Origin of the sequence: Shewanella sp. 10N.286.45.A1 (genome assembly GCF_041470405.1) — a bacterium.
In the GTDB taxonomy this organism is placed as follows: domain Bacteria; phylum Pseudomonadota; class Gammaproteobacteria; order Enterobacterales; family Shewanellaceae; genus Shewanella.
Genome location: NZ_JBFRMK010000253.1, coordinates 1 through 24,843, shown reverse-complemented (window position 1 = coordinate 24,843; position 24,843 = coordinate 1). Strand labels below are relative to the sequence as shown.

At 44.1% G+C, this 24,843-nt stretch carries 17 protein-coding genes; 7 read left to right on the top strand and 10 right to left on the bottom strand.

Annotation, left to right across the window (positions count from 1 at the left end):
- Positions 1-566 precede the first annotated feature (566 nt).
- Positions 567-2,117: an NADP-dependent phosphogluconate dehydrogenase gene (gene gndA, locus AB4238_RS17445; protein ID WP_372034587.1), complete on the top strand. Its 1,551-nt coding sequence runs from the start codon at positions 567-569 to the stop codon at positions 2,115-2,117.
- 97 nt (positions 2,118-2,214) lie between these two features.
- On the opposite strand, the gene AB4238_RS17440 is transcribed toward gndA, so the two are convergent.
- From AB4238_RS17440 to AB4238_RS17430, 3 genes are all read right to left on the bottom strand, one after another.
- Positions 2,215-4,452 carry an acyl-CoA dehydrogenase gene (locus AB4238_RS17440; protein ID WP_372034586.1) on the bottom strand — a complete coding sequence of 746 codons (2,238 nt, stop codon included), beginning with the start codon at positions 4,450-4,452 and terminating at the stop codon, positions 2,215-2,217.
- A gap of 361 nt (positions 4,453-4,813) precedes the next feature.
- Entirely contained in the window at positions 4,814-5,269 is a 456-nt protein-coding gene (locus AB4238_RS17435) for an OsmC family protein (RefSeq protein ID WP_372034584.1), read from the bottom strand.
- Positions 5,270-5,359: 90 nt separating this feature from the next.
- Entirely contained in the window at positions 5,360-6,253 is an 894-nt protein-coding gene (locus AB4238_RS17430; protein WP_372034583.1) for an AraC family transcriptional regulator, read from the bottom strand.
- Positions 6,254-6,423: 170 nt separating this feature from the next.
- On the opposite strand from AB4238_RS17430, the gene AB4238_RS17425 reads away from it, so the two are divergent.
- Complete coding sequence (locus AB4238_RS17425) at positions 6,424-6,804, top strand: hypothetical protein (protein WP_220740242.1); 381 nt, start codon at positions 6,424-6,426, stop codon at positions 6,802-6,804.
- A 127-nt stretch (positions 6,805-6,931) separates the two neighbouring features.
- Here AB4238_RS17425 and AB4238_RS17420 read toward each other — a convergent pair whose 3' ends face one another.
- From AB4238_RS17420 to AB4238_RS17405, 4 genes are all read right to left on the bottom strand, one after another.
- On the bottom strand, positions 6,932-7,426 hold the full coding sequence (locus tag AB4238_RS17420; RefSeq protein ID WP_372034582.1) for a hypothetical protein: 495 nt from the start codon (positions 7,424-7,426) through the stop codon (positions 6,932-6,934).
- Between the two features lie 246 nt (positions 7,427-7,672).
- A complete protein-coding gene (locus AB4238_RS17415; RefSeq protein ID WP_372034581.1) occupies positions 7,673-8,005 on the bottom strand; it encodes a DUF3325 domain-containing protein in 333 nt (110 codons plus the stop codon).
- 6 nt (positions 8,006-8,011) lie between these two features.
- Positions 8,012-9,646 (bottom strand): PepSY-associated TM helix domain-containing protein, encoded by a 1,635-nt coding sequence (locus AB4238_RS17410; RefSeq protein WP_372034580.1) that lies wholly within the window; start codon positions 9,644-9,646, stop codon positions 8,012-8,014.
- Positions 9,647-9,648: 2 nt separating this feature from the next.
- Positions 9,649-9,948, bottom strand: a complete 300-nt coding sequence (locus tag AB4238_RS17405; RefSeq protein WP_248973793.1) for a hypothetical protein — start codon at positions 9,946-9,948, stop codon at positions 9,649-9,651.
- Between the two features lie 404 nt (positions 9,949-10,352).
- Here AB4238_RS17405 and AB4238_RS17400 point away from each other — a divergent pair, with 404 nt between their 5' ends.
- From AB4238_RS17400 to hpf, 3 genes are all read left to right on the top strand, one after another.
- A complete protein-coding gene (locus AB4238_RS17400) occupies positions 10,353-13,277 on the top strand; it encodes a TonB-dependent receptor (RefSeq protein ID WP_372034579.1) in 2,925 nt (974 codons plus the stop codon).
- 104 nt (positions 13,278-13,381) lie between these two features.
- Positions 13,382-17,716 carry an alpha-1,6-glucosidase domain-containing protein gene (locus AB4238_RS17395; protein WP_372034578.1) on the top strand — a complete coding sequence of 1,445 codons (4,335 nt, stop codon included), beginning with the start codon at positions 13,382-13,384 and terminating at the stop codon, positions 17,714-17,716.
- Between the two features lie 356 nt (positions 17,717-18,072).
- Positions 18,073-18,429 carry a ribosome hibernation-promoting factor, HPF/YfiA family gene (gene hpf / locus AB4238_RS17390; RefSeq protein WP_220739778.1) on the top strand — a complete coding sequence of 119 codons (357 nt, stop codon included), beginning with the start codon at positions 18,073-18,075 and terminating at the stop codon, positions 18,427-18,429.
- Between the two features lie 59 nt (positions 18,430-18,488).
- On the opposite strand, the gene AB4238_RS17385 is transcribed toward hpf, so the two are convergent.
- The 3 genes from AB4238_RS17385 to AB4238_RS17375 form a co-directional block, all read right to left on the bottom strand.
- Positions 18,489-20,429 carry a monovalent cation:proton antiporter-2 (CPA2) family protein gene (locus tag AB4238_RS17385; protein WP_372034576.1) on the bottom strand — a complete coding sequence of 647 codons (1,941 nt, stop codon included), beginning with the start codon at positions 20,427-20,429 and terminating at the stop codon, positions 18,489-18,491.
- A 2-nt stretch (positions 20,430-20,431) separates the two neighbouring features.
- Positions 20,432-21,049, bottom strand: a complete 618-nt coding sequence (locus AB4238_RS17380; protein WP_372034575.1) for an NAD(P)H-dependent oxidoreductase — start codon at positions 21,047-21,049, stop codon at positions 20,432-20,434.
- 335 nt (positions 21,050-21,384) lie between these two features.
- On the bottom strand, positions 21,385-21,579 hold the full coding sequence (locus tag AB4238_RS17375; RefSeq protein ID WP_372034574.1) for a carbon storage regulator: 195 nt from the start codon (positions 21,577-21,579) through the stop codon (positions 21,385-21,387).
- A 379-nt stretch (positions 21,580-21,958) separates the two neighbouring features.
- Between AB4238_RS17375 and AB4238_RS17370 the strand changes: the two genes are divergently transcribed.
- Both AB4238_RS17370 and AB4238_RS17365 read left to right on the top strand, forming a co-directional pair.
- On the top strand, positions 21,959-23,170 hold the full coding sequence (locus AB4238_RS17370) for an NnrS family protein (protein WP_372034573.1): 1,212 nt from the start codon (positions 21,959-21,961) through the stop codon (positions 23,168-23,170).
- A 65-nt stretch (positions 23,171-23,235) separates the two neighbouring features.
- Positions 23,236-24,639 carry an ammonia-forming cytochrome c nitrite reductase subunit c552 gene (locus AB4238_RS17365; protein WP_372034572.1) on the top strand — a complete coding sequence of 468 codons (1,404 nt, stop codon included), beginning with the start codon at positions 23,236-23,238 and terminating at the stop codon, positions 24,637-24,639.
- Positions 24,640-24,843 lie beyond the last annotated feature (204 nt).

Below are 24,843 nucleotides of genomic sequence, written 5' to 3'. Positions count from 1 at the left end.
TCGATTAGACCAGAATATATTGCAGGGGAGCAGTAATAACACTCATACATTCTGTCATTAGATTTTTTATCGCGAACCCACATGAATAGGATGTGAATGAGTGATTACTCTAAACAATAATGGGGCATTTTCGCGTTAAGCATCAAGTCGCAAGGGTGTAAATGTAAACACCAGTTAACTAGCGTCTATACGGCTGAAGTCGTCGAAATCAAAGATGCTTTCGCTGGCCGATATGAACGAACTAGAGGTTAGCCTAAGCAGTATCTGCATATTCATGGAATGACGACATCTCAACATCCTGCCTAGCACTTACAGCAGTAGCAGATGATTCGATTCAGTTATATACAAGGCTCAATACCGCTGGCTATTTCTTAGTGGAGATTCACTGTTTCCCATACAGAACAAGCTAGTAAAAGTTAAGTGGCAACTCGCGACAAAGCTAGTAATTTAGTTACCAAAGTCTGTATAATCCGCAACAAAATAAAACCTATCCTGTCAGCAAAGTCTTTTGAATTTACGACTAAAATAGATAGGGAATTCTCTGTGACCTGCGGAATAAAACTTAAATGAATAATCAAACCGAGCTTTATGATATTGGCGTTGTAGGCCTTGGCGTAATGGGTAAGAACCTTGCGCTTAATATAGCTGATAACCAATATAGAGTTGCTGCATTCGACCTCGATGCTGACAAGGTACAAGGGGTTGTTCGCCAAGAAGAATTAGAACGTATTAAGTATCTAAATAATACAGTCGATGCGCGTATCAATGGCTGTAATAATATTTCTGAAATGTTATCTAAATTAGAGAAACCGCGTGTAGTGCTATTGTCCGTGCCAGCAGGCGCGCCCGTTGACGGTGTATGCAAGTCGCTTATCGAAGCGGGTATCGAAGCTGATGATATTGTTATCGATACGGGTAATAGTCTTTGGACTGATACGGTTGAGCGAGAAAAGCGTTACACCAATGATTTCTTGTTTTTTAGCTGCGCCGTTTCTGGCGGTGAAGTGGGAGCCCGTTTTGGCCCCTCTTTGATGCCGAGTGGCAGCTTAACAGCTTGGAATCGCATCGAACCCATCTGGCAAGCGATTGCCGCTAAGGTTGACGCCAAAACAGGTTTGCCTATTGAGCGCTTTGAGCCCGGTAACCCAGTCAAAGAGGGTGAACCTTGCACCACTTACATTGGCCCATCAGGCTCAGGTCATTACGTAAAAATGGTACATAACGGTATCGAATACGCCGATATGCAGCTTATTTGTGAAGCCTACCAACTGCTACGCGATGGGCTGGGTTATACACCAGCTCAAGTAGGCAAAGTGTTTGAGCGTTGGAACGCAGGCTCGCTTAATAGCTATTTAATGGAGATCAGTGCTGATGTATTACAGCAAGCCGACCCATTAACTGGCGCGCCGCTTGTGGATATGATCCTCGATAAAGCCGGGCAAAAGGGCACTGGACTGTGGACTGCAGTGAGCAGTTTACAAATTGGTTGTCCAGCTCCTACTATTGCTGAAGCCGTTTATGCCCGCGCTGTCAGTACCCAAAAGTCTCAGCGACAAACGCTGGGTCAACAACTTGCTGGCCCAACGGGCGTTTCAATTGCGAGCCTTAATAATGGCGATGAACAGGCATTTATTGCTCAGTTAGAAAACGCTTTATACTGCGCTAAAGTGTCCTGTTATGCCCAAGGCTTCCAGTTGATGGCGATGCAAGCCAAAGAGCAAAACTGGCAGTTAGATTTTGCTGAAATCGCTAAAATATGGCGTGCAGGATGTATTATTCGTGCCACTTTCCTACAGTCGATTACTCAGGCTTACCAGCAAGATGCAACGCTTGAGAATCTGTTGATGGCGGAAACATTTGCCGAGGCATTATCTGAAAAACAAACCGATTGGCGTTATGCGGTATCTGCCGCGGTGATGAGCGGTATTCCTGCGCCATGTATCAGTTCGGCACTGGCTTATTACGATAGTTACCGCTGCGAACGGTTGCCTGCGAGCTTGTTACAAGGTCAACGTGACTTCTTTGGTGCGCATACCTTCGAGCGCACCGATAAGCCTGCTGGTGAGAGATATCACCTGAACTGGAGTAGTGAGTCGCGGACTTTAGATAAGGTGTAGGATTCATTGATGCTTTGATGCATTGATTCATTGATACATAGATAAAAATGGCCGTTTTGTTTACACAAAACGGCCATTTTCTATTTGAAGCTCTTTATTAGTTAGCAATTTTTAGGTCGGCTTTTTCAGTGATGAGATTCATATCAAAATCGAACTCGTCGACACGGATAGCGCGCTCACGCTTCAGATTATAATCTTGCAGCAATTGATGTTCGCTATCGTTAATCACTTTAGCTTCAAGTGCAGCATCTAAGGTCAGCGAGAATCTAACACCTGGCTTAAAGGTGCGGGCTCTTATCGCTTTCTTCACCTTAGCAAGTAGTGGTAAACATTCCACCTTAGCTAGGTATGCTTGCTCGTTGATATAGTTACCGTCACCAGCCACTGGCTTAACAAGGTGGGTTAGGTGCTTTTTAAACTCAGTGTTTAGCTGGGCTTGTTCGGCTAACTCACGGACTAAGTCATCGTTGATCTTTGTCATCTTAGGTGAGTAAGTGACGGTGATTAAACGCATGAATTTGCGAGTTGCTGATGACGGGAAGTTATCTAAGAAGTCCAATAATGCTTTTTCTGCTTGGCAAAGTGACCAGCGAGTCGCGTAATGGAAGTAAGGTGCAGCTTCTGCTCTTTCGCTAGCGGATAGCTTTTGCTCATAGTAACGGATTGATGCCATTGCGGCGTATAGGTAGCTCATTACATCACCAAGACGTGCTGATAGCATCTCAGCTTGCTTCAACTTGCCGCCTAGCACGAGTAGTGAGAAATCGGCATAGACTGCTAACTTCGATGCTAACTTATGAACCGATTGCTCATAAGGTTTCACTTCTGAAAGTGTTGAGCTTGCTGCTGCGGTGAATGGCAGTAACCCAAGCTTAAAGGCGCGTAAGCTGTTACCTACACTGTAACTTATGGTTTTGCGTAAAATGCCGTTGAACACTCTATCTGCTTGCTTTTCGTTAGAGTGAATAGACTCAACCATGTTTTGCAAGTATGGATGACAGCGCATCACGCCTTGACCAAAAATCATCAGGTTACGGGTCAGAATATTCGCGCCTTCAACTGTGATAGCAATTGGCTGAGCAACATAGCCAGAGGCTAACGTGTTTTGAGGGCCATTTTGAATCGCTTTACCGGCTTGAATGTCCATTGCAGAGTCAAGAATGTCACGACCCAGTTCTGTCATATGGTATTTGGCTATTGCGGTCACTACCGAGGGCTTTAAGCCAAGACCCAAGCCTTCAGTGGTAAGTACTCGCATCGCTTCTTGCAAATAAGTTTTACCTGCAATGTCAGCAAGCTTTTCCTGAATACCTTCGAACTTACCAATTGATAGACCAAACTGTTCACGCACTGCAGCATATTCAGCAGAAGACTTAAATGAACATTGGCTAACTGACACACCTAAAGCTGGCAGTGAAATACCGCGACCCGCACCTAGACATGCTACAAGCATTGCCCAGCCACGACCGATATTTTTCTGGCCGCCAATAATAAAGTCCATCGGAATAAATACATTCTCGCCGCGAGTGGTACCGTTATAAAAACGAATGCCCATTGGATCATGACGATTACCTAGCTCGACACCAGGATGTGCTCTTGGGATTAAGGCACAAGTGATGCCTAAGTTCTCTTTACCGCCAAGTAGGCCATTTGGATCTTCAACCTTAAAGGCTAGACCAAGTACACTCGCAATAGGCGCAAGAGTGATATAACGCTTATCCCAAGTCACGCTTAAACCTAAGACCTGCTCACCTTGATATTCGCCCATTGTCACGGTGCCAATATCAGGAATTCCGCCAGCATCTGAACCTGCTTCAGGGCTAGTTAAAGCAAAACAAGGGATCTCTTGACCGTTCGCTAAGCGCGGTAACCAGTAATCTTGTTGGGCTGAAGTACCATAATGCATTAACAGCTCGCCCGGACCTAGTGAATTAGGCACCATAACGGTAACAGCGACTGCTGAGCTTTTCGCTGCGATAGTCGCAACAATAGTGGAGTTGGCATAAGGGCTAAACTCTAGGCCGCCAAATGACTTTGGAATGATAAGAGAGAAGAATTTGTTTTCTTTAAGGAAGTTAAGAATGTTCTCTGGTAGATGTTTACTGCGCTGAATTTCAAAATCATCAACCATCTCTATCAATGTCTGTACTGGGCCGTCGAGGAACGCTTGTTCGTCGGCAGACAAAGTTGCTACAGGAATATCACGTAGAGCGGCAAAGTCAGGCACGCCTTGGTAAATTGAACCTTCTAACCACACATCGCCAGCGTCGAGTGCTTCTTGTTCAGTAGTAGAAATGCTCGGTAATACTTTTTTTAGTTTAGTTCTAATGCTCATTTTCGATGCTCGTCCGACCAGAAGTATGGTTCACATTACGTCACAAAATGAGCGATAGATCAAATTTTCAAACGATAAATTTAAACGCTTGTTTAGTTTTTTGTATGGCGATGAATATTAACTATAAAAATTTCATAAGCTTACGCGTGTACTCTGAAATAAATTTATTTTTTAGGCTTTTGAATTATCTAGCGAAAAGTCGCGTTTTTTTATGAAAATAGAATCGAACTAATGATGATAATTGCTAAATTAGGCTTTCTGACTGCAGGTGTTTTTCGCTTGAATAGGAGAGGTTGAATCATTGCAATACAAGCTAATTTCCTACTGGGAAAGTTAGCTTGTAGCGGGGTTATTCAGCTAGCTATTTAGTCAGGATTTCAACAATGGTATCTGGATTAAGGCTATTGGCAATAAAGCAGTTTGCATGAGATTTTTGATGAATTTTAGTGATAACATCTTCAGTCACTTCAACCCCTTCGGCAAAGGTTATTTGCGGCTTTAAAGTGATTCTATTGACGAACAGTTTACCCTGCTCATTTTTACCAAGCTCAGCTTCTGCATGGTCATGGTAGCTGACAACGGGCAGGCGCTTCAGGTGAGCGATGGTTAAAAATGTCAGCATATGACAGGAAGATAACGCAGCTAATAAGCTCTCTTCTGGATTAACAAAGGCACTGTTGCCACTATACTCAGGCGCAGATGACGCACTAACTTGTTGGCCGCTGCCAAATACAATGCTGTGATCGCGACAAAAACTAGCAGGCTCTGTAGTCGGTGTATTTGCTGCTATCCAGCTAATATCTATATTAAAACTCATATTGTTTACTCGCAGCCAAAAGAGTGAAAGTAACCTCTTGTTTATTGTGGGTCAACTTAACGACGGCTAAGTTGAATGTAATTAATAGCGCTAAGCTAATGTATTGCTTTTGCGACTGCTGCCAGGCCCATAGCCAAAGTAGCGTTTAAAGGCTTTCGCAAAAGAGACGTCGGTTTGATAGCCAACATCGAGTGCTGTTTTATAAACACTGTCGCCTGCACGTAGTTGTTTCTGTGCTTGTGATAAGCGTAGTCTAGTTAAATACTCAAGCGGGGTCAGTTCAAGATAGGCTTTAAAGTAACTAGCGAAACTTGCCCGTGAATAGCCACCTATTTCGGCCATAATGTTTACGGTCCAGGGGTGAGCTAAGTCGGTATTGATTGCATGCAGTACCTTATTCATTTTTGGATCTTGTAACGCTTTGAATAGACCAATACTGGTCTGCTCATCTAAGGATAGTTTTCTTATTAGGTTTAAGAAAAAGACTTCACTTAACCGCGATAAAATCACCTCGTTGGCCAGTATTCCCAGTTTTGATTCTTCAATAAGGCTTTGGACTATGCCAGCAAGTGCGCCTTGCTGCTGATGTTTATGGATCACCATACAGGCTGGCAACTGACAAATAAGTGGGTGGCTTTTGTCTTCACAAAAATCAAAGTAACCGCATATCAAGCCTGTTTGATCGCTTGATCCGTGAGCCATTGGGTAGGCGATAAAGCTATCGATGCTAGCTGCTGTTTTTTCGTTATCACTGCTGCTGATAATATGGGGCGCATCATGGGGAAAAACCACTAAGTCACCAGCGGTTAATTCAAGGGCATTAATATCATCACAATATAAATACGCCTGACCTTGGCTAACTAAGTGAAAGCTCGCCAGTCCACTGCCGGAGGTGTCTGTACTCCAAGTGTTACAAAGTAAGGAGCGGTGAAAAATCGTCGCATTAAGGTGAAAGCCTGCAAGTAAACTATTGATATCAATCATTGATAACCATTTTCTGTTGTAAGTTAAATTCTAAAAGCTACGTATTAAGACGGCTTATTTAATAAGATTAGACGATCAGGCATAAAGCGCAGACCCTCAGGCATACTCTCTTTTTCTCTAGCTCGCTATTCTGGTGTTGTTAGTTCAAACACATCATTAAGGAATAGAAAATGAAAAAGTTCATCACTCAAATAATGCTAATGACAGCACTGGTGTTTAGCTTTGCAACGTCAGCAGCAACCCCGACTCAAAATGCCGACGGTGTGGTAGAAATTTACTTAGACCAACACGGTGGTTACTTCAGTGCCCAAGATACATTAGCGTCATTAAAACCGGGTAAGTACCAATTTATTATTACCAATAAGGCTGGTAAATTAGTTGGTTTTCAGCTGCAAAACTTCACTACTCATGAAGCGTTAGATATGTTCCCAATTGAACCCGGTAAAACACTTCGCAGTGATATCGTTGAAGTGACAGCAGAAGGCGTTCGCTTTAGATGCCCGATCAACCCAACTCCATGGTATGACATGGATGTGATTAAAGCTGGGTAAATCAGCATCATCCATTTAGCGGGTTGCTTCAGCTCTCAACAGACCGAGTGTTGCAGGGATTAATTTCTAATTGGATTGTATTGGGATAAAAAAAGCCGCTAATGCGGCTTTTTTGATGGGGTTTGACCTAGCTATAGATATTGATAGTTTGAGTCGTTTCAACGTAGGTCTGCATGACCGCCAGCTGTTGTTGCTGAGCTTTGTTGTTAACGACAGCTTCACGAGCGTCATCATTATTAGATAAGTAATAAGCTGACGCTGGAGTTAGACTGCTGTTTCCAGTGGCTACGCCGGCGATATCTGCATAAAACTGGTACTGTGCCTTAGCTTTTTTGTAGTCAACATAATCCTCTACCTTTTCGCCTTCATTAGGCAGCTTGGGCTCTACAGGTAAAATGTCTGCTTCATTAGTTGCAGCAACTGTTTTTGCAGATGAGTTGTCTTTTGCTGCCAAGGCCATTGCGTTGGCTGAAAGGTTGACGGTATCGGGTTGTGCTAAGTGGCTAAGGGAATTGCCTGAGCTTGGCAGTGTGTTCTGCTGCGCGTTATTTTGCGGACTTTTTTCCGAGTTTTGAACCGGGGACTGAGTAACAGTTTGGGTAAGGGGCTGTGATACTTGCATATAACCTCAGTCATCAAAAATATTTCAATATGCTGTATTCTAAGTGATTGAAACTGAATGTGAACTGAATCAATGGCGAACAGGTATTTTTACTAGGTTTAGCCGAGGGCGCTGTTAACAAAGCACTCTCTCAGTCACGGCGCGTTTGCGGTGTAATATTTAGTTAAAAAATATGCCCAGCGACTCGTCACCGAAGGGCATATAATATTTTAAGCTAGCATTCGAGCTTAAGGCTATTGTGGCAACTTAAAGTGCAGATGGGATGAGCAAAAGTATCGTACTGACAATTGCACTTAATCCCATAGCATAAGGCATAAACTTAGCGCGGTAGCTTAAAGTTATCACCACCAACAATCCCGCAACTGCCAATAGGCCAAAATAGATAATACTGCCGTACGCAAAACCTTGTAGCAACGTGCAACCCCAATAGGTTAACGCTAGGCCAAACCAACCTGTTATTGATAAAACTCTACAGCGCTTATCACTCGGGGCAAAGCCTAAGGCTTCTCTATGATGAGAGAACATAGCCAGAGCTAATAGACTAAAGGCGATGTAACTGAATCCTAATAAGCTCAACATTGCCATTTACGCCTCTTTATTCATTGCAGATCTGCCTAGAGGTAAATCAGGCATTAAACCGTTATGTTGCGGCTTTACAGGCTGTTTCTGTTGCTGAGCAACCTTGCTACGGGCAAACAGTATGCACAGTCCAATTATGCTGCAAATGATGTCAAATCCTGCTAGTGACCATTGTCCTTGGCTCATATTAGTGAGCAGATTGCTATCTGAGGTTAAGGCATTGAGCAGCGGAATGGCGATTAAACTCAGCCCCGATAGCGCTAATACTGCGCGCCAAACGGATAACGTACGCTTGAAGCAAGCGATAACACCAAGAATCGCCAGCACCAAGAAAAAGCTATTGGCTTCCCATTGCGCGCGATTAACCATATCAAGGGGGAATAATCGATTAGCATAGAAAAACGCACTCGCCGCCAGTGGTAAACCGGCGATGAAGGTGAGGTTTAACCCTTCAACTAACCGCAGCCCAAATGTGGCTTTATTGCCTTGCTTTAACTGTTTTTGTTGCTTTTGACGAATTTTATTGGCCCACAGCAGTGTGCCGGTGGCAATCATGGCGCAGCCCATGATCCCGGAGATAAAGAAAAGTAACCGTAAAGCTGGACCCGAAAAACGACCGGTGTGCAGGGCGATTAAGGTGTCGTGGGTGTTTTGCGCACCAGAATCAGGCTCTACGCCGCTGTTGAGCAATTTGCCATCTACCGCATCAAACACAATGGCGGTTCTTCTGTCAGTCACGGTTTCGCCGGTATCTTTGTAAATATTAACTCTGCTGTTTCGGTCTCCAGGGTTATTAATAACCACTTGCCTAATAGGCATGTCACCAAGAATTTGCTGGATTTGGGGCAGTAAAGAGGTTAGTTGCACCATGTCTGCAGTTTCGCCAATCGGTTTAACTTGTACGCGACTTGGTCTTAACTCTTTACGAAAGGCTTGTGAGTCACCATCGTATGCTGTAATTACTGCCCAAGGCATGTACATCGCCATTAAGGTAACCAACCCGGTGTAGGTGATCATCAAATGGTAGGGTAGGGCAAGAACTGAGCTTACGTTGTGGGCGTCAAGCCACGAGCGACTACCTTTGTTGCGCCTAAAGCTGAAGAAATCTTTAAAAATGCGCTTGTGAATCACAATGCCACTGATTAAAGCAATCAACATAAACATGGTACAAAAACCGACAATCCAACGGGCAATTTTGGCTGGCATATAGTGCAGATCAAAATGCAAGCGATAGAAGAAGTTACCGCCCTTTGTTTGGCGAATATCGGTGATGAGTTGCTCTTGACCCTCTTGCGCCACATGCTCGATAAATTGGCCACGTCGTTGACCCGCTTCTGGCTGTGTTTGCCAGCTATAGCTTAGATAAGGTTTGCGGTCAGTTGGAAAGTTAATCCGCCAATCTCGAGCGCCATCCGCATGCTGAGCTAGGTAATGTTGAGCTTTGTTTAATTCAGGTTCCACCAGGCTGGCATCATAACTTTGAATAACATTTTTATGCAGTTCTGGTTTAGTCCAAAGGCTAATATCGTGCCGATAGTAGCTCAATGTCCCGGCAAAGAAAATTAGCAGCAATACCCAACAGACAAGTAAACCAACCCAAGTGTGCAGCCAAGTCATGCTGCGAAAAAAGTTCTCTTTCATGGTTAGTTTATCAACCTAATCAACAGATAAAAAATACTGCTCAAACTGAGCAGATCTCGCCAAGCAACAAAATGATTCCTTACGCTGAACACCCAGATAATGGCTGTGGCATAAATTGAAAATGACAGCATCATTGCGGTCAAGGTGCTTTGAGCGGGGGCAAGAGGAATCACAATGGCTAGCAGACCCGACCCTGTCGCGGCCACTAGATAACCGGCAAATATAGCGGCAAGTAATCGAGAAACAATATTAAACGCTTGAGAGTCAATCAAAGGCTTAACATTAGAGTTTAGTGAGAACAAAGTGAATGCATCCGTATATTAGACGTAAATTTTGTGCGTCTAAATGTATAAATTGGAGCAACATTTTACATTATTAAATGTTATTGATAACTGTTTTTATTCGCGTTTGCGTGTAAAGATTTAGAGTCTGAGATGTATGTCGCAAAAAATGGTTCCCCGTTAAAATCTACCCATGAAGATACATGATGTGATTAGTATTTTAATTGTATTTATTCAAAGGCTTAAGTGATTTTGTTTTTCACCGCTTGTTATCTAAATGTTATGAATACGTATGCAGTGTGTTGTGGTTAAAATTCAACCTTGGCTAGTATGGCTGTTAAAAATAAGCCTAATGTCAGCTTAGTCTGAGTCGTATATGTAGACATTGGGTCACTAAAAAAGTCGCAAGGCGAAGGGGAAAACCAATGTCACACTTTAAACCCAGTGTTCTTACATTAGCGCTAGCTGCTGCAGGGTTGGGAGGCGCTTTTTTTGTTCAGCCTCTGCAAGCAGCAGAAGATAAAAAAACACAAACCACAGTCGTGGCTGCTGAAGCCAGTAAAGTAGAAGCTGAAACTGATGAGCCAGAGATTGAGCGCATTGAGGTGACGGGGTATAGCCGTAGTCTTATCGACTCGCTTAACCAAAAGCGTTATGGCGATACGGTATCTGAGCAGTTAAGTAGTGATGATTTAGGCTCGCTTCCTGATGTTTCTATGGCGGACGCATTGACGCGCCTACCTGGAATATCCGCGGTACGTACTGGCGGACAAGCTGCAGAAATTAATATTCGTGGTATGTCGGGTGGGTTTGTATTTTCAACACTGAACGGCCGTGAGCAGGTCTCAACCAGTGGCAGTCGCAGCATTGAGTTTGACCAATACCCTTCAGAGCTTATTACATCAGCCGCCGTTTACAAATCACCTAAAGCTTCGTTAATTGAAGGCGGTGTCGCCGGAACGGTCGAGCTTGCCACCGCTAGCCCATTGGCTATTGATAAGCAACACAGCTTTGTTGCTAACGTGCGCGGCATGTACAACGATCGCGCCAGTGAGGTTTACGGCGCCGAGGACTATGGTCACCGCCTGAGCTTTTCTTATCAAGGTAAGTACTTTGACGACACCTTAGGTGTTGCATTGGGCTATGCCCGATTAGAGCAGCCCAGTGTGGCAACACAATTTATTGGTTTGGCTTATAACGATCTTAAAGATGTTGATGGGCTGGCAGATGATAGCAATGGACCGCAAGGTACAGATGCTGCTAAAGAATACATCAGTGAAGGCTTTGAAGTGCAGCACTTAGGTGGTGTTGAGACTCGAAATGGCTATATGGGCGCAATAGAATGGGCACCTAATGATACGTTTACCCTGAAGGCTGACGCTTTTGTGTCGCGTTTTGATAGCGAAGCATTTGCTCGAGGTTATCGAGTCAAGTTAGGCGGCCCTAACGCGGCGGTTGCTAACCCAGTGCTTGACGGTAATGCTGTTACCGGTGGTAACTTTAACCGCACCTCACAAAGCTATACTCGCGTTGAAATCGTCAATGACGATAACCAAGATTATGATGAAGTCGACAGCTTCGGCATTAACGGCACTTGGCAGGCTACTGACAATTTGAGTGTTTCCGCCGATGTGTCTTACTCTGCGGCTAAAAGTGATTTCAGAAATGGTTTGCTGTGGGCCAATGTCGCTGAAGATGCCACTTTAGACGCGCCAATTTTCGATGAAAATGTAGCGATTAATTACCAGTTAAACGGTTTAGACCTGCCTAACGTTGGCTTTAATCAAGCTGGAGCTTTTTCCGATATTGATAAGGTGATGGTCAGTAAGTATGGGATCTATCCTTTTGTCAATGAGGATGAAGTTAAAGCCTATCGGTTAGATTTTAAATATGAGCTAGATAACGACTACATTGCCTCGATTGAGTTTGGCGCACGCTACTCAGACAGAACCTACTCCAACGACCGTTCTGTATTTGAATATGGCAATGATGGCGCGTTTTCAGCTACTGAGCCGCCATTACGGTTAACTGATGACATGACCACAGTGGTAGATTGGGAGGGGGACTTCAACTACTTCCCGTCGTATTTAGCGATTGACTTAGATAAAGCGCTTGCTGCTTGGTTCCCTGATGGTACGCCTGAACCGGTGCAAACTTGGGGCAATGCCGATGGGGTTGATGATGCAAAAGGCTATACCAGCAACTACTCGTGGTCGGTACTGCAAAGTGGCGAAGTTTACGAAAAAATCTTAGCTGCTTATGTGATGGTTAATTTTGACATGGAGCTTGGCGATCTACCGATTACCGGTAACTTAGGTTTGCGTCGTGTTGACACTGACCAGTCAGCGACCCTGCTAGAGAACGTGAAAGGCGACCCTAGCTTAGGTGCTCAATATATTGTTGACGGTGTTGGTATTGTAAACAACTACTATGCGCCGACAATTAAAGGCATTGAATACACCGATTACCTACCATCACTGAACCTTAATTTTAAGGTAACGGATGACTCTCAAATCCGTTTTGCTGCGGCTAAAGTAATGTCTCGTCCACCTATTAACCGTTTAGCCGGTGATGCTAGTGCCAATGTTAGCGATGATGGGGTGATCAATGGTTCGAGCGAGAATAACCCTTTCTTAAAGCCGTTCTATGCCGATCAATATGATATCTCTTATGAGTATTACCTACCTGACGGCGCCATTGTCGCCGCACTGTTCTATAAAGATATCGACTCATTCATTGAAAAGTTAGCCATCGACAATTTTGACTTTGCTGGTAACGGCTTTAACGTGCCCGACAGCATCGAAGATCCTGTTAGTGGTGAGCTGATTGAAACTACTAATGGTGTTTACACGACAGCGGTAAACAACAATAAAGGCGGTTATATACGTGGTCTAGAGCTGGCATATACCCAAGTCTTTACTGCATTACCTGATGGCCTCAATGGTCTTGGGTTGAACTTAAGTTACTCCTACACTGAGAGTGAAGTCGAAACGACCACCACGCTTGGTGGTGATGAGCAAACGCAATCGCTGCCGGGCCTATCAAACAATGTAGCCAGTGCAACGCTGTTCTACTCCTATGAAGGCTTTGAAACCCGTGTTAGTGCTCGCTATCGAGATGAGTTCGTTTCTGAACAAGTTGCGATTAACAATCAGGTTGTCAATTTCGCTGCAGAAACCGTGGTTGATTACCAAGCCTCATATCAAATCAATGATGCTATAGGCGTGCTATTTCAAGTGAATAACCTTACCGATGAACCCACCAAAAGTTACTTTGGCAATGAAAGCCAAACCGGCACATTACAGTACTTTGGACGGGAGTTTTACCTGGGAATGACCTTCACGCTGTAGTGGCAGTTGTAAAAATTCAATCCAGGCAGGTCGTTGCATCAATCAGAAATAAAAAGACGCGGCTTGCTTAAATCAACGATTAAATAATTTAGGAGAAATCACTCATGTCGAGGATCTCTAATAATATCTCTCTTTTAGCACTGACTATCAGTGCGTTGAGTTTAGCGGGTTGTGGCGGAGATTCGTCAGAACCAGGTAGCGTATTACTTACTTGTAATGTACCAATGGTGCCGGATGCCGCTGGTACAAGTTGTGTTGCTCCTGAACCCATTAGTTGCCCAGCTCCAACGGTTCCCGATGAAAACAATGAGCAGTGTATTGTAGGCGCAGACCCAACTTTACCCGCGCCGGTATTCACCCCTGCCGCTAATCAAGCCGTAGTGTATTACAACAATGTACAGGACGCTGACAACAGCCCAAGTGACCCGACTTATGATGGTTATCGGTTGCACACTTGGAACAACGATACTTGCGATGCCTATGCTGCACCGTTCGATAGCTCCGATTGGGCCGACGGACACCAGTTTGATGGTATCGATCCTAACTACGGTGCCTACTGGATTGTGAATTTGAAAGAGGGTTATAGCGACTGCGGTAACTTCATTATTCACATTGGCACAGAAGGCTCGGGCAAGGCGCTTGGCGATGGCGATCTAAGCATGCCGCTGATGCAAGATGATGAAACATTTGTGCGAATGAACTTTACCCTGCACGGCGAACCGTCGGTTTTTGAATATCCGATATTAAGCTTAGGCGTGCAGCCGTTATCGATAACAGGCATGAGTGCACACTGGCTTGATGCTGACACACTCATTTGGAATCAAGATGATGCCGATATCAGTAACTTTAAGCTGCATTACTCTCTGAACGCAGATATTAGTGTTGAAGCGGAACCTGACCGAATACTTAATAGTGAAACTGTTGCCTTAACTGCTGTTGAACTTAGCGATGCGCAAAAAGCACTGATCCCGCATATGGCTGACTGGAAAGCCTACAGCACCAATCTAACCGCTGATGAAGCTAAAGCTATTGTCAAAGCACAATTGGTTGTCGCTGCCCATAACGGCGATGACGTGCCAGTGGCTGCGACCTTTGTGCAGGCCGCTAAAGTGCTAGATGCACTTTACACGGCAGGAGAAGCCGATGCCGATGAAGCTAAACTTGGGCTCGACTATAGCGATGGTAGTGTAACTGCTTCTGTGTGGGCGCCTACGGCTCAAGTGCTAAAACTTAATATCTACAACGCTGATAAGAGCTTAAATCGTAGCGAAGAGATGAGCTTTGATGCGATGACTGGGGTCTGGTCATTCAAAGGTGATATGAGCCTAGATAGGCTGTTTTACCGCTTTGAAGTGACGGTTTACCACCCTTTAACTAAACAGTTAGAGACGGTTGAAGCAACTGACCCATACTCGCTTAATGTGTCAACCAATGGACGTTACAGCCAATTTGTTAATCTAAGCGATGATGATTTAAAGCCTGAAGGTTGGGACGACCATAACGTCGCCACTATTAATAACCCTGAAGATGCGGTGATCTATGAAGGCCATGTACGCGATTTTAGCATTCGTGATGAAAGTACCTCTAAAGCGAACCGCGGTAAGTATTTAGCTTTTACTGAACAGGGCACAGCACCGGTTGAGCACCTTAAAAAGCTGGTGGCGAATGGTTTAACTCACTTCCACATGCTACCTGTTACTGATATCGCCAGTATCAACGAAGACAGTGCCGAGCGCATAGAGTTAACTGATACCTTAGGTATGTTGTGTGACAAAATTGATGATGTTGCGGATGCTTGTAGCACTCAAAATAAAGCCGCAACCATTGAAACGGTATTAGCTGACAGCCTACCGGGCTCAGCTGATGCACAGGCGATTGTTGAAGCCATGCGCGGCCTAGATGGCTTTAACTGGGGTTACGATCCACATCACTTTATCGCGCCAGAAGGCAGCTATGCCAGCTCAAGCGAAGGCACTGCACGAGTATTAGAGCTGCGAGCGATGAACAAAGCGCTGCATGATATGGGACTAAGAGTGGTGCTTGATGTAGTTTATAACCATACCAGCTCATCGGGACTTTGGGACAACTCAGTGCTCGATAAACTTGTACCGGGTTATTACCACCGTTATAACGAAGAGTCTGGCGTCATTGAGCGTTCAACTTGCTGTGAAAATACCGCGACCGAACACCGTATGATGGATAAATTTGTCAGTGACTCTATGGTGATTTTAGCTAAAGAGTACGGCTTTGATAGCTTTAGATTTGACGTGATGGGGCACATGCCTAAGCAGAGTATTCTCAATGCTCGCACTGCTGTACAAGTGGTTGATGCTGATAATTACTTCTATGGCGAAGGCTGGAACTTTGGCGAAGTCGCCGATAACCGATTATTTGAGCAAGCCACACAGGCCAATATGGCAGGCAGTGAAGTGGGTACCTTTAATGACCGTATTAGAGAGAGTGTCCGCGGCGGTAACCTGTTCAAAGTCGAAGCATCGGATGACGCGCTGCGTGACCAAGATACTTTACGTCTATCGATGGCCGGTAATCTTAAAAACTACATCCTTAAAGATTTTAATGGCAATTCGGCAAAGGGCAGCAGCTTTAGCTGGAATAGCCAGCCAACGGCTTACACTTTAGATCCTGCCGACAGTATTAACTATGTCTCTAAACATGATAACGAAACTCTGTGGGATAACCTGCAATATAAAAATCCAATTGGCATGAGCTTAGATGAGCGTGTGCGGGTGCAGAATATCGCCGCGACATTGCCGTTACTCAGTCAAGGGATCCCATTCTTACAAATGGGAGGAGACCTACTAAGATCGAAATCAATGGACAGAAATAGTTATGACTCAGGAGACTGGTTTAACTGGGTTGATTTCACTAAAAATAGCCATAACTGGAACGTTGGTTTACCTCGAAAACAGGATAATGAAGCTAAGTGGCAGCAGATTACTGGGATCTCGGCCAACCCTAATGTGGCTGCATCAATGTCTGAAATTGAGATGGCTTCTAATGTCTTTAACGAGTTCTTAAATATTCGCAGTCAGAGCCCGTTATTTAGACTAACAACTGAAGCAGAGATCATAGAGCGTGTCGGTTTCCATAACGTTGGTAAGCGTCAAACTCAAGGTGTGATTGTGATGAGTATTGATGATGGCACTGACTTGGTTGACTTAGACCCTGCTATCGATGCGTTGGTCGTGATGGTCAATGCTAGTGGCAATGAGGTCAGCCACACTATACCGACAGCAATAGGCTTTGAGCTCCATCCAACATTAATGTCGTCGGTTGACTCTACTGTAACTGGGGCAAGTTTTAGCGCCGGAGAAGGGGAAGGTAGCTTTACCGTACCAGCTTATACCAGTGCTGTCTTTGTTAAAGCGCAGGGAGATGCACAAGGTGCTGGCTTAGCTGCTAACGCTACTGTTGGCGCACCAGATGTGGTGCCGTTTGGCAGCACCGAAGTCTTTGTGCGTGGTGGTATGAACGATTGGGGCGAAACTGAACAGTTAACTTACGTTGGAGATGGCGAGTACCGCATTGCGATTACTTTAGCCGCTGGCGACTATGAGTTTAAAGTTGCCTCAGCTGATTGGAGCAGCGTTGATTTTGGTGGGCTATCCGCTGAAGAGGCACAAGTTGAAGAGGGTATCGATGAGCCATTAACGCGCTCTGGTGCAAACTTACATTTTACTGCAGCTATCGATGCGACCTATGTGTTCTCGTTTAATGCAGCTGATAAAGAGGCACCGATCCTTAAGGTCTACAACGAAGAGCCTTTTGTTGGTACAGAAGTGTTTGTTCGAGGAGTCATGAATGGTTGGGGCACCGACGATGCGTTAACTTACATGGGCGCAGGTGTTTATCGCGCTGATATTTCATTAGCTGCCGGTAACCATGAGTTTAAGGTGGCATCCGATGACTGGTCGACAGTGGACTATGGTTCTGGAGAATCAGACGCCGCGGTTAGCATTGATGTGGCTGAGTTGCTGGCTGTTAGTGGCGCCAACATGACCTTTGAAGCGGGTGAAGCAACGACTTATGCGTTTATATTTGATGCATCAAATCGAGACGAGATCACCTTAACGGTGTTTAAAGCTGAGATGTTTGCTGGTAATGCCGTTTACATTCGTGGTGGCATGAATGGCTGGGGTGAGGTCGATGCCTTTAGCTATCAAGGCATGTCTACCTACACTGTCGATATCGCGCTAGAGGTAGGTGATAATGAATTTAAGATAGCTACCGGCGATTGGTCTGCGGTTGATTTAGGCGCGGCGGCTGAACAGGAGAATGTATCGCTTGATATCGGACAAGTTTTAGCCTCAAAAGGCGCGAATATGCATCTGAATATTACCGATGCTGGGACTTATAAATTTACCGTAACAGGACCCGATCCAAAGGCTTCAATATTCAGTGTCAGCAAGGTAAATTAGCGCTAAGTGTTTGATGTGAAAAAAAGCACTCATTTATTTTAAATTTATTTGTCAAAAGCGAGCTAAAGCTGGTTTTTTTGTCTAAATTAGTAGGAGGTAATTTTGATTAAGAGTGTGTGGTTTATTGCTCGTTAGTCAGTAATTGTTCAATTCGCATATGTTTTAACCATAGTAAAATGACAAATTTATTAAAAACTGAAAATATTATTTTTTTGACTTTACTGATAGGCTCTGGGCTGCAGCGATTAGTGACAATTTTTGAGCAATAATTTGCGTAAATTTTTATTAATAAAGCTTGTAATTTAGCGCGCTAACCCCAAATGTATTAGAAGAAGTCATTGTAAAAAGGAAAACCTATGAAAATAAATCTTTCTGGTCACCACGTTGATGTAACTGATGTTGTTAAGCAGCATGTCCAAGAGAAGTTTTCGAAGATAGAGAGTCATTTTCCAACCCTGATCGCACTTGATATTATCATTGCTAAAGAGCATGGCGAATTCCAGGTTGAAATTAGAACCAATTATGAGGGAAGTCGAATTTCATCGTCAGGTACCGATTCTGTCATGTACCCAGCGATAACCAGCGCAGCTAAAAAACTCGATGCGGCACTAAAGCATCGTAAAGGCCAACTAAAGGCTGATCTTCATTCAAAGCCAGTGGTTACTACTCCAGAAATTGCCCATGAAAAAGTTCAAGAGATGAACTTAAGCTAAAAGAGCAGTTTTTAATACGATCGCCCCGCGCTAATTAATTAGCACGGGGCTTTTTTATGCTAGGTTTCTACTTCATCAGACTCAGATTTAGAAAACACTGTACGGTTATCTTTTGGTGGTGGTGTCCAGCCACGTTCCATTTTGGAAAAGCTACGATAACGTTCATCTTTCATTGCTGCACTGAGTGTTTCTTCCAACTGAATAAACATGTCGCGGTAATGCACCAAGTGTTTATCATCTTCTGCGAACATCTTCCAAGATTCATAGAGAGTATCTTTATGAGTCATTTCAGTTTCAAAAAAGATAGCTCGTTGTTGCTCTGCTTTAAAGGGGTGTACCCCTAGTTTGGTTAACGCATGTTTACCTAGTTGCAATGCAGAATGAAAGGTCTCACTGACCATAAAGTCAGCCCCCGCTTTGCGTAGGCGATATAAATTACTCCTATCAAAAGCTCGGGCAAGCACGATGACATTAGGGTAGGTATGCTTGATATATTCCGTTAGCTCAACAGCTCTATCTGGGTTATCGATAGCAATGACTAGCATTTTGGCTTCAGCAATCCCTGCTGTATGCAGCAAATCTGGCTGTGTTGCATCGCCATAGTAACTTTTGGTTTTGATTTTTCTGAGATTTTCAACTTGCTGGGCTTCATGGTCGAGTACCACGGTTTTAAACCCATTGGTCACAAGCAGACGATTGACGACCTGACCGAAGCGACCAACGCCTGCGATGATAACAGTGCCCTTCTCGTCGATAGTATCAGGGTCACGGGTGTTTTCTGACTGCTCATAGCGCGGCAAGATCACTTTGTCATAGAAAATGAAGAGCCCCGGAGTGAGGAACATGGATATCGCAACGACAAGCGATAACATTTGTGCCAAATCAACGGGAATGACATGGTTTTGCACGGTGTAGCTCAGTAGTACAAAACCAAATTCACCGGCTTGTGCAAGACTCAATGCAAACAGCCAACGATCGCTATTCTTGATTTTGAAGATCATCGCCAGCAAAAGTAGTACAAGTGCCTTAATTAACATCACTGCTAATGTTATCGCCATTACCGGTCCGATATTGCTGGCGAGCACGGTAAAATCTATCCCTGCGCCGACGGTAATGAAAAATAGACCGAGCAGTAGCCCTTTAAAGGGTTCAATGACCGACTCAAGTTCATGCCTAAATTCACTGTTAGCTAGCACAACGCCTGCTAAGAAAGTGCCTAAAGCAGGTGACAGCCCCACAAGACTCATTAGCGCGGCAATTCCTATGACTAACATTAGCGCCGTAGCGGTAAAAATCTCGCGCAAATTAGAGCTGGCAACATAGCGAAATAGTGGCCGACTCAGATAGTTACCACCTACGACAACAGAAGCAATAGCTAGCAGTACCACAATGCCGTACGCCCAACCTGGAAGTCCTGCAACTAAAGACATCTCTTCATGGTGCTCCGCAGCCGATGCTGCGGCAGATTGCGCCTTCTCGACCAGCTCTGGCAATGCAAGTAATGGAATAAACGCCAACATAGGAATAACGGCAATATCTTGAAACAGCAGTACTGAGAATGCGTTTTTACCACCTTCAGTTTTTGTGAGATTTTTTTCGTTAAAGGTCTGCAGTACGATAGCGGTGGATGATAATGAAAATATCATCCCCACGGTAAGTGCTACGGTCCAAGTTAAACCAAATGTTAGCGCGATTCCCATCACCACAAATGTTGATAGGGCAACTTGCAATCCACCAAGCCCCATTAGTTTATGTCGCATATCCCATAACATTCGTGGCTCAAGCTCTAGACCCACGAGGAATAGCATCATCACCACGCCAAACTCAGCAAAGTGTTGCAAAGTGTTGGTTTCACTGCCGACGAGGCCAGCTATAGGGCCGATGACAACACCGGCGATGAGATAGCCTAATACCGAGCCTAAACCTAATCGTTTAGCTAGAGGGACGGCAATAACGGCAGCTGATAGATAGATAAAAGCTTGGATAAAGTAAGCAGTCATTATCAATCCTTTATTAGCGTGAGTAGGTTTTCGTTGAGTTTCGGCAATGTACTGGCGTGTGCAATATCTAAGGTGTCATTAGATAGCGCTGTTAATACTCTTTGCCAATCTTCGATGTGAGATTGCAATCGATTCTCTTCAAAGGCACTGCGGGCACAAAATAGTGCAAAAGGCGCTAGATAGGTCATACCTGTAAGGCATGCTGTTTGCTCTAGCGGAGATAACAACTCCCTTAAAGTGAAACTGTTATAACCGTCGTGCTGATAAGCGGTCTCACTACCTCCTGCACTGATTGCGCATAAGAAGGTTTTACCTTTTAAGGCATTACCATCAGCACCATAGGCAAAGTTATATTCGAGCACAAGATCTTGCCACTCTTTTAGGATCGCTGGCGTTGAGTACCAGTACAGCGGAAACATAAATACAATGACGTCATGCTCAATCAGACGTTGTTGTTCTTTATCGATGTTGATCCTAAATGTTGGATATTCAGCATAAAGATCGACGGCGGTTACATTGTGCTGATGCTGAGTCGCGTCAAATAGCGGTTTGTTGATCTCTGAGCGTTCTTGAGAGGGGTGTGCATAAAGAACAAGAATTTTTTTTGTTGCTTCAACCATTGTTAATCCAGTTAAGCCATCCTAATTACTTGTTATTTAATCTAGCACATTGAGCTAGAAGCAATAACAATCTTCAGAGATAAACTAGGTTCTGTTGATCTTTCATGGTTGTTTTTGCCACAGCATATTGGTTATTTTGGCAAGCCCAAGGCTATGCGGTTTAGTCATGCTGCACAAATCAGCTACAACACGCTTTCGCTTCGTTAGCTAAGCGTCATCGCTCAAGTCATGTCCTAAATGGATTGAGCTCGAACAAAAACTAAGATTAAAAAATCTACAACCAGTCGTAATAAGTTCAATACGCTGCGTTACTCTGACACTCTATTGTTTGAGTATCATTTACAGTCTTGTAGGTTTCGCCCAGCGTCGAGCGCTTCTGCACGCACAATGTCGATCGATTTATCGGCTTTCACACCAATGCGGTTATCTTTAAAAATGTTGATTTCGATTTCACCTAACGAGTTGCCATGTTCATCGTAGACATTACTTAAAATTATCGCGCTATTTACGGAGCGGGTGAGAATTAACATAATACATCCTTGAATATGAACTACAGCTTCTAGTCTAGACTAATATGTAAACCGTCGAGCTGTAATTTGAAGACTTATTTAGTTATTTCCTCTACATCATCTAACCGTTCTAAGTAATTTTGTTAATGAATACTGCAAATTATAGTTTAATCGATTAGCTGGGTATTTTTGGGAGCAAACCTGTAACGAGTCATTCGAAAGAGCGCTAAGCCAATGTTTTGTACCTATAAAGGAATAATCAAATCAGACAGATAACTACGTAGTTCACAGAAGTCAGAAACAACTTCGATATCATTTGTTATCGAAAATATTGCTCGATACACTAGTGCTATTATTTAAAGGTATATTTAAAATGCCTGTTAAAGATTAAGGCTTAATAATGCTAAATATTGATGATCCAGCGGCAACAGAGAAAATTCCTGCTTTGTTCCGATTAGGCTTTAGGCCGTTTTTTCTTGGTGGAGCAACGGTGGCGATGCTGTTTGTGCCGCTTTGGTTAGTGACTTGGTTTTATCCTGATTACAGCCTTTTCCAAACAGACTTTTGGGTAAAAGTAGTGCCGCTATGGTGGCACCCCCATGAGATGCTTTTTGGTTTTGCATTAGCAATCGTTTGCGGCTTTTTGCTGACATCAGTGCAAACATGGACTAACCAACCCGGTATGAAAGGTTGGGCATTGGCGCTAACGTTTGGCTGTTGGCTGCTTGCCAGAATAATGTTATTGCTGCCTGTCTCTATTCCGTTATGGTTGCCAGCGATATTCGACTCTCTGTTTATTGGACTAACAGCTATCAAGCTGTGGCGCTGTATCTACAAAGTTAAGCAATGGCATAACATCGGCTTTCCTATCATGTTACTGGCGGCATTATCGATAAACTTGCTCAGTTATTACGCGTTAAGTACTCGAGATTTCTCCCTTAGTCTGCAAATTTGGCAAGCGATGATCTGGTGGTTAGGCTTACTGATCACTATTGTTGGCGGCCGTGTTATTCCATTTTTCACCGCGATAAAGATCAAGCAAACTAAGCCGACTCCAATCGCTCTACTGGAAAAAAGCTTAATTGTGGTGATGATAGTGTTAGTCATTCAGGCAATGACTAAAGTGCTACCACAGGGTATTGAGCAGGGGTTATTAATGCTTGCTGGTGCGCTGCACCTTGGTCGTTGGCTGCGTTGGTTCCCACACAAAACGCTAAAAGAACCTATGCTCTGGTCACTGCATATCGCTTACCTATTCCTGCCTATCACTCTATTCGCACTTGCTGCCAATATTGATGATTCTATGGCTTACCGCCATTTAATCCACTTGTTTGCCATAGGCACTTTGGCTGGAATTTGCTTGTCGATGATTTCAAGGGTATCTCTAGGTCATACAAGTAGAAATATCTATCAAGGTCCTAAGATGGCTGTTGCCTTCTTATGTATTCCTATTGCTGCAGTGCTTCGGTCTTTAATGCCGATCATAGCACCCGATTATTATCAATTATGGTTGTGGTTAGCCGGAGCATTTTGGTCGTTAGCTTTTGCGATGTTTGTGGTGAACTATGCTTCAATATTGTCTAAGCCGCGCATCGATGGTCGACCTGGATAATGCTGCTAACTTGAGCTTAGCAATATTGAATGAATATAAAAATTAGTTAAAAAAATGAGAATGAGATGAGTGTAAAAATGCTAGTAAATGTCGTTAAAACTGCAGGGTTAGTGTCGCTTCTTTGCATGACCAGTTTGACCCAAGCGTCAGAGCCAAGTGCTGCCGCTAAAGAGCAAGCTGCCCGTGATGCGAGCTTAAAACAGAAGTTCCCAGTTCAATATGAGAGCTGGCTGGAGACTTCGGAGCAGACCGAGCGTGAAGATATGTTGGCAAGTTATCCCGCTGCCATTATCTTGTGGGCCGGCTCCTCTTTTGCGAAAGAGTACAACAGCCCTAGAGGCCATCACTTTGCGGTAGCTGATGTTACTCATACTCTGCGAACTGGCGTGCCGCCTAAAGCTGGTGATAAAGGTTTGTCTGCCAGTTGCTGGACGTGTAAAACACCTGATGCTCCGCGGTTAATGAATGAGCTGGGCATTGAGGGTTTTTCAGCTAAGAACTTTACTGATGTCGGTAAAGAGGTTAATAGCGTTGTTTACTGCACTGATTGTCATGTGGATGGTAAGGCAGAGCTTGCATTGCCGAGGCCACATGCCCAGGATGCGATGGCAAAAGTACACCTTCCTTTTGATAAGCAGAATAACAACATGAAGGGCGCACAGGTTTGTGGTCAATGTCATGTCACTTATTACTTTCAGCCTGAGCGCAGCAATAAAGTTAATATCCCTTGGATCTTTGGTAATAACGTCGATGATATTGAAAAGTACTACGACACCCGTCGATTTTATGAATGGATCCATCCTATCTCTCAAACGCCTATCTTAAAGGCGCGTCATCCTGAGTTTGAGCACTGGAGTCGCAGTAAGCATGCTGAAGCGGGAGTTACCTGTATTACTTGTCATATGCCAGAAACAACTGATGAGCAAGGTAATAGCTTTACAAGCCACAAGGTAAGTAAAGCACTGGATCACTTTAATGAGGTATGCCAGAGCTGCCACAAGAGTGAGAACAAAATCATTAGTGCACTCGATAAAAACAAGGCAACGATCGATGCTAAAGCACGCGAGGTAGAAGGGTTATTAGTTAAGGCACACTATGAAGCTGCAGCGGCTTGGGATGCTGGAGCAACATGGCCAGTGATGAACGACGCCATTATGGCTATTCGCCACTCTCAATGGCGCTGGGACTTTGCGATGGCCTCACATGGTTTGTATGCTCATAACCCTGAAGAGGGGAATGCGCTGCTTGATATGGCACTAAGACAAGTAAAATATGCCCGTACATCTCTTGATGAAATTTTGAAGAAGTTCGATGTAAAGAGTGTTAACTACCCTGATATCAGTAGTAAAGCCTCTGCTCATGCTGCAGTAGGTATTGAGCTTGAAAAGCTAACTGAAGCGAAGAAGAAGTTTATTAAAGAAGATGTCGATAAGAATTGGTCTGAAGTAACCAAGTACGGATACGAGTAACTAATTTAGTCATCTTAAGTGATACAAAAGCCAGCTGAATGGTTAATTTAGCTGGCTTTTTTGTGGGCTATAAAAACTAAATGCTAAGTAATACCAATCAGTATAAGAAGTTGATCTACTCAGAGCGTTTTTGGCACGCTAATTCAAGGCAGGCTAATTCAAAGTGAGTAATGACACAATGGTTGTTCCCTTATGAGTTTATTC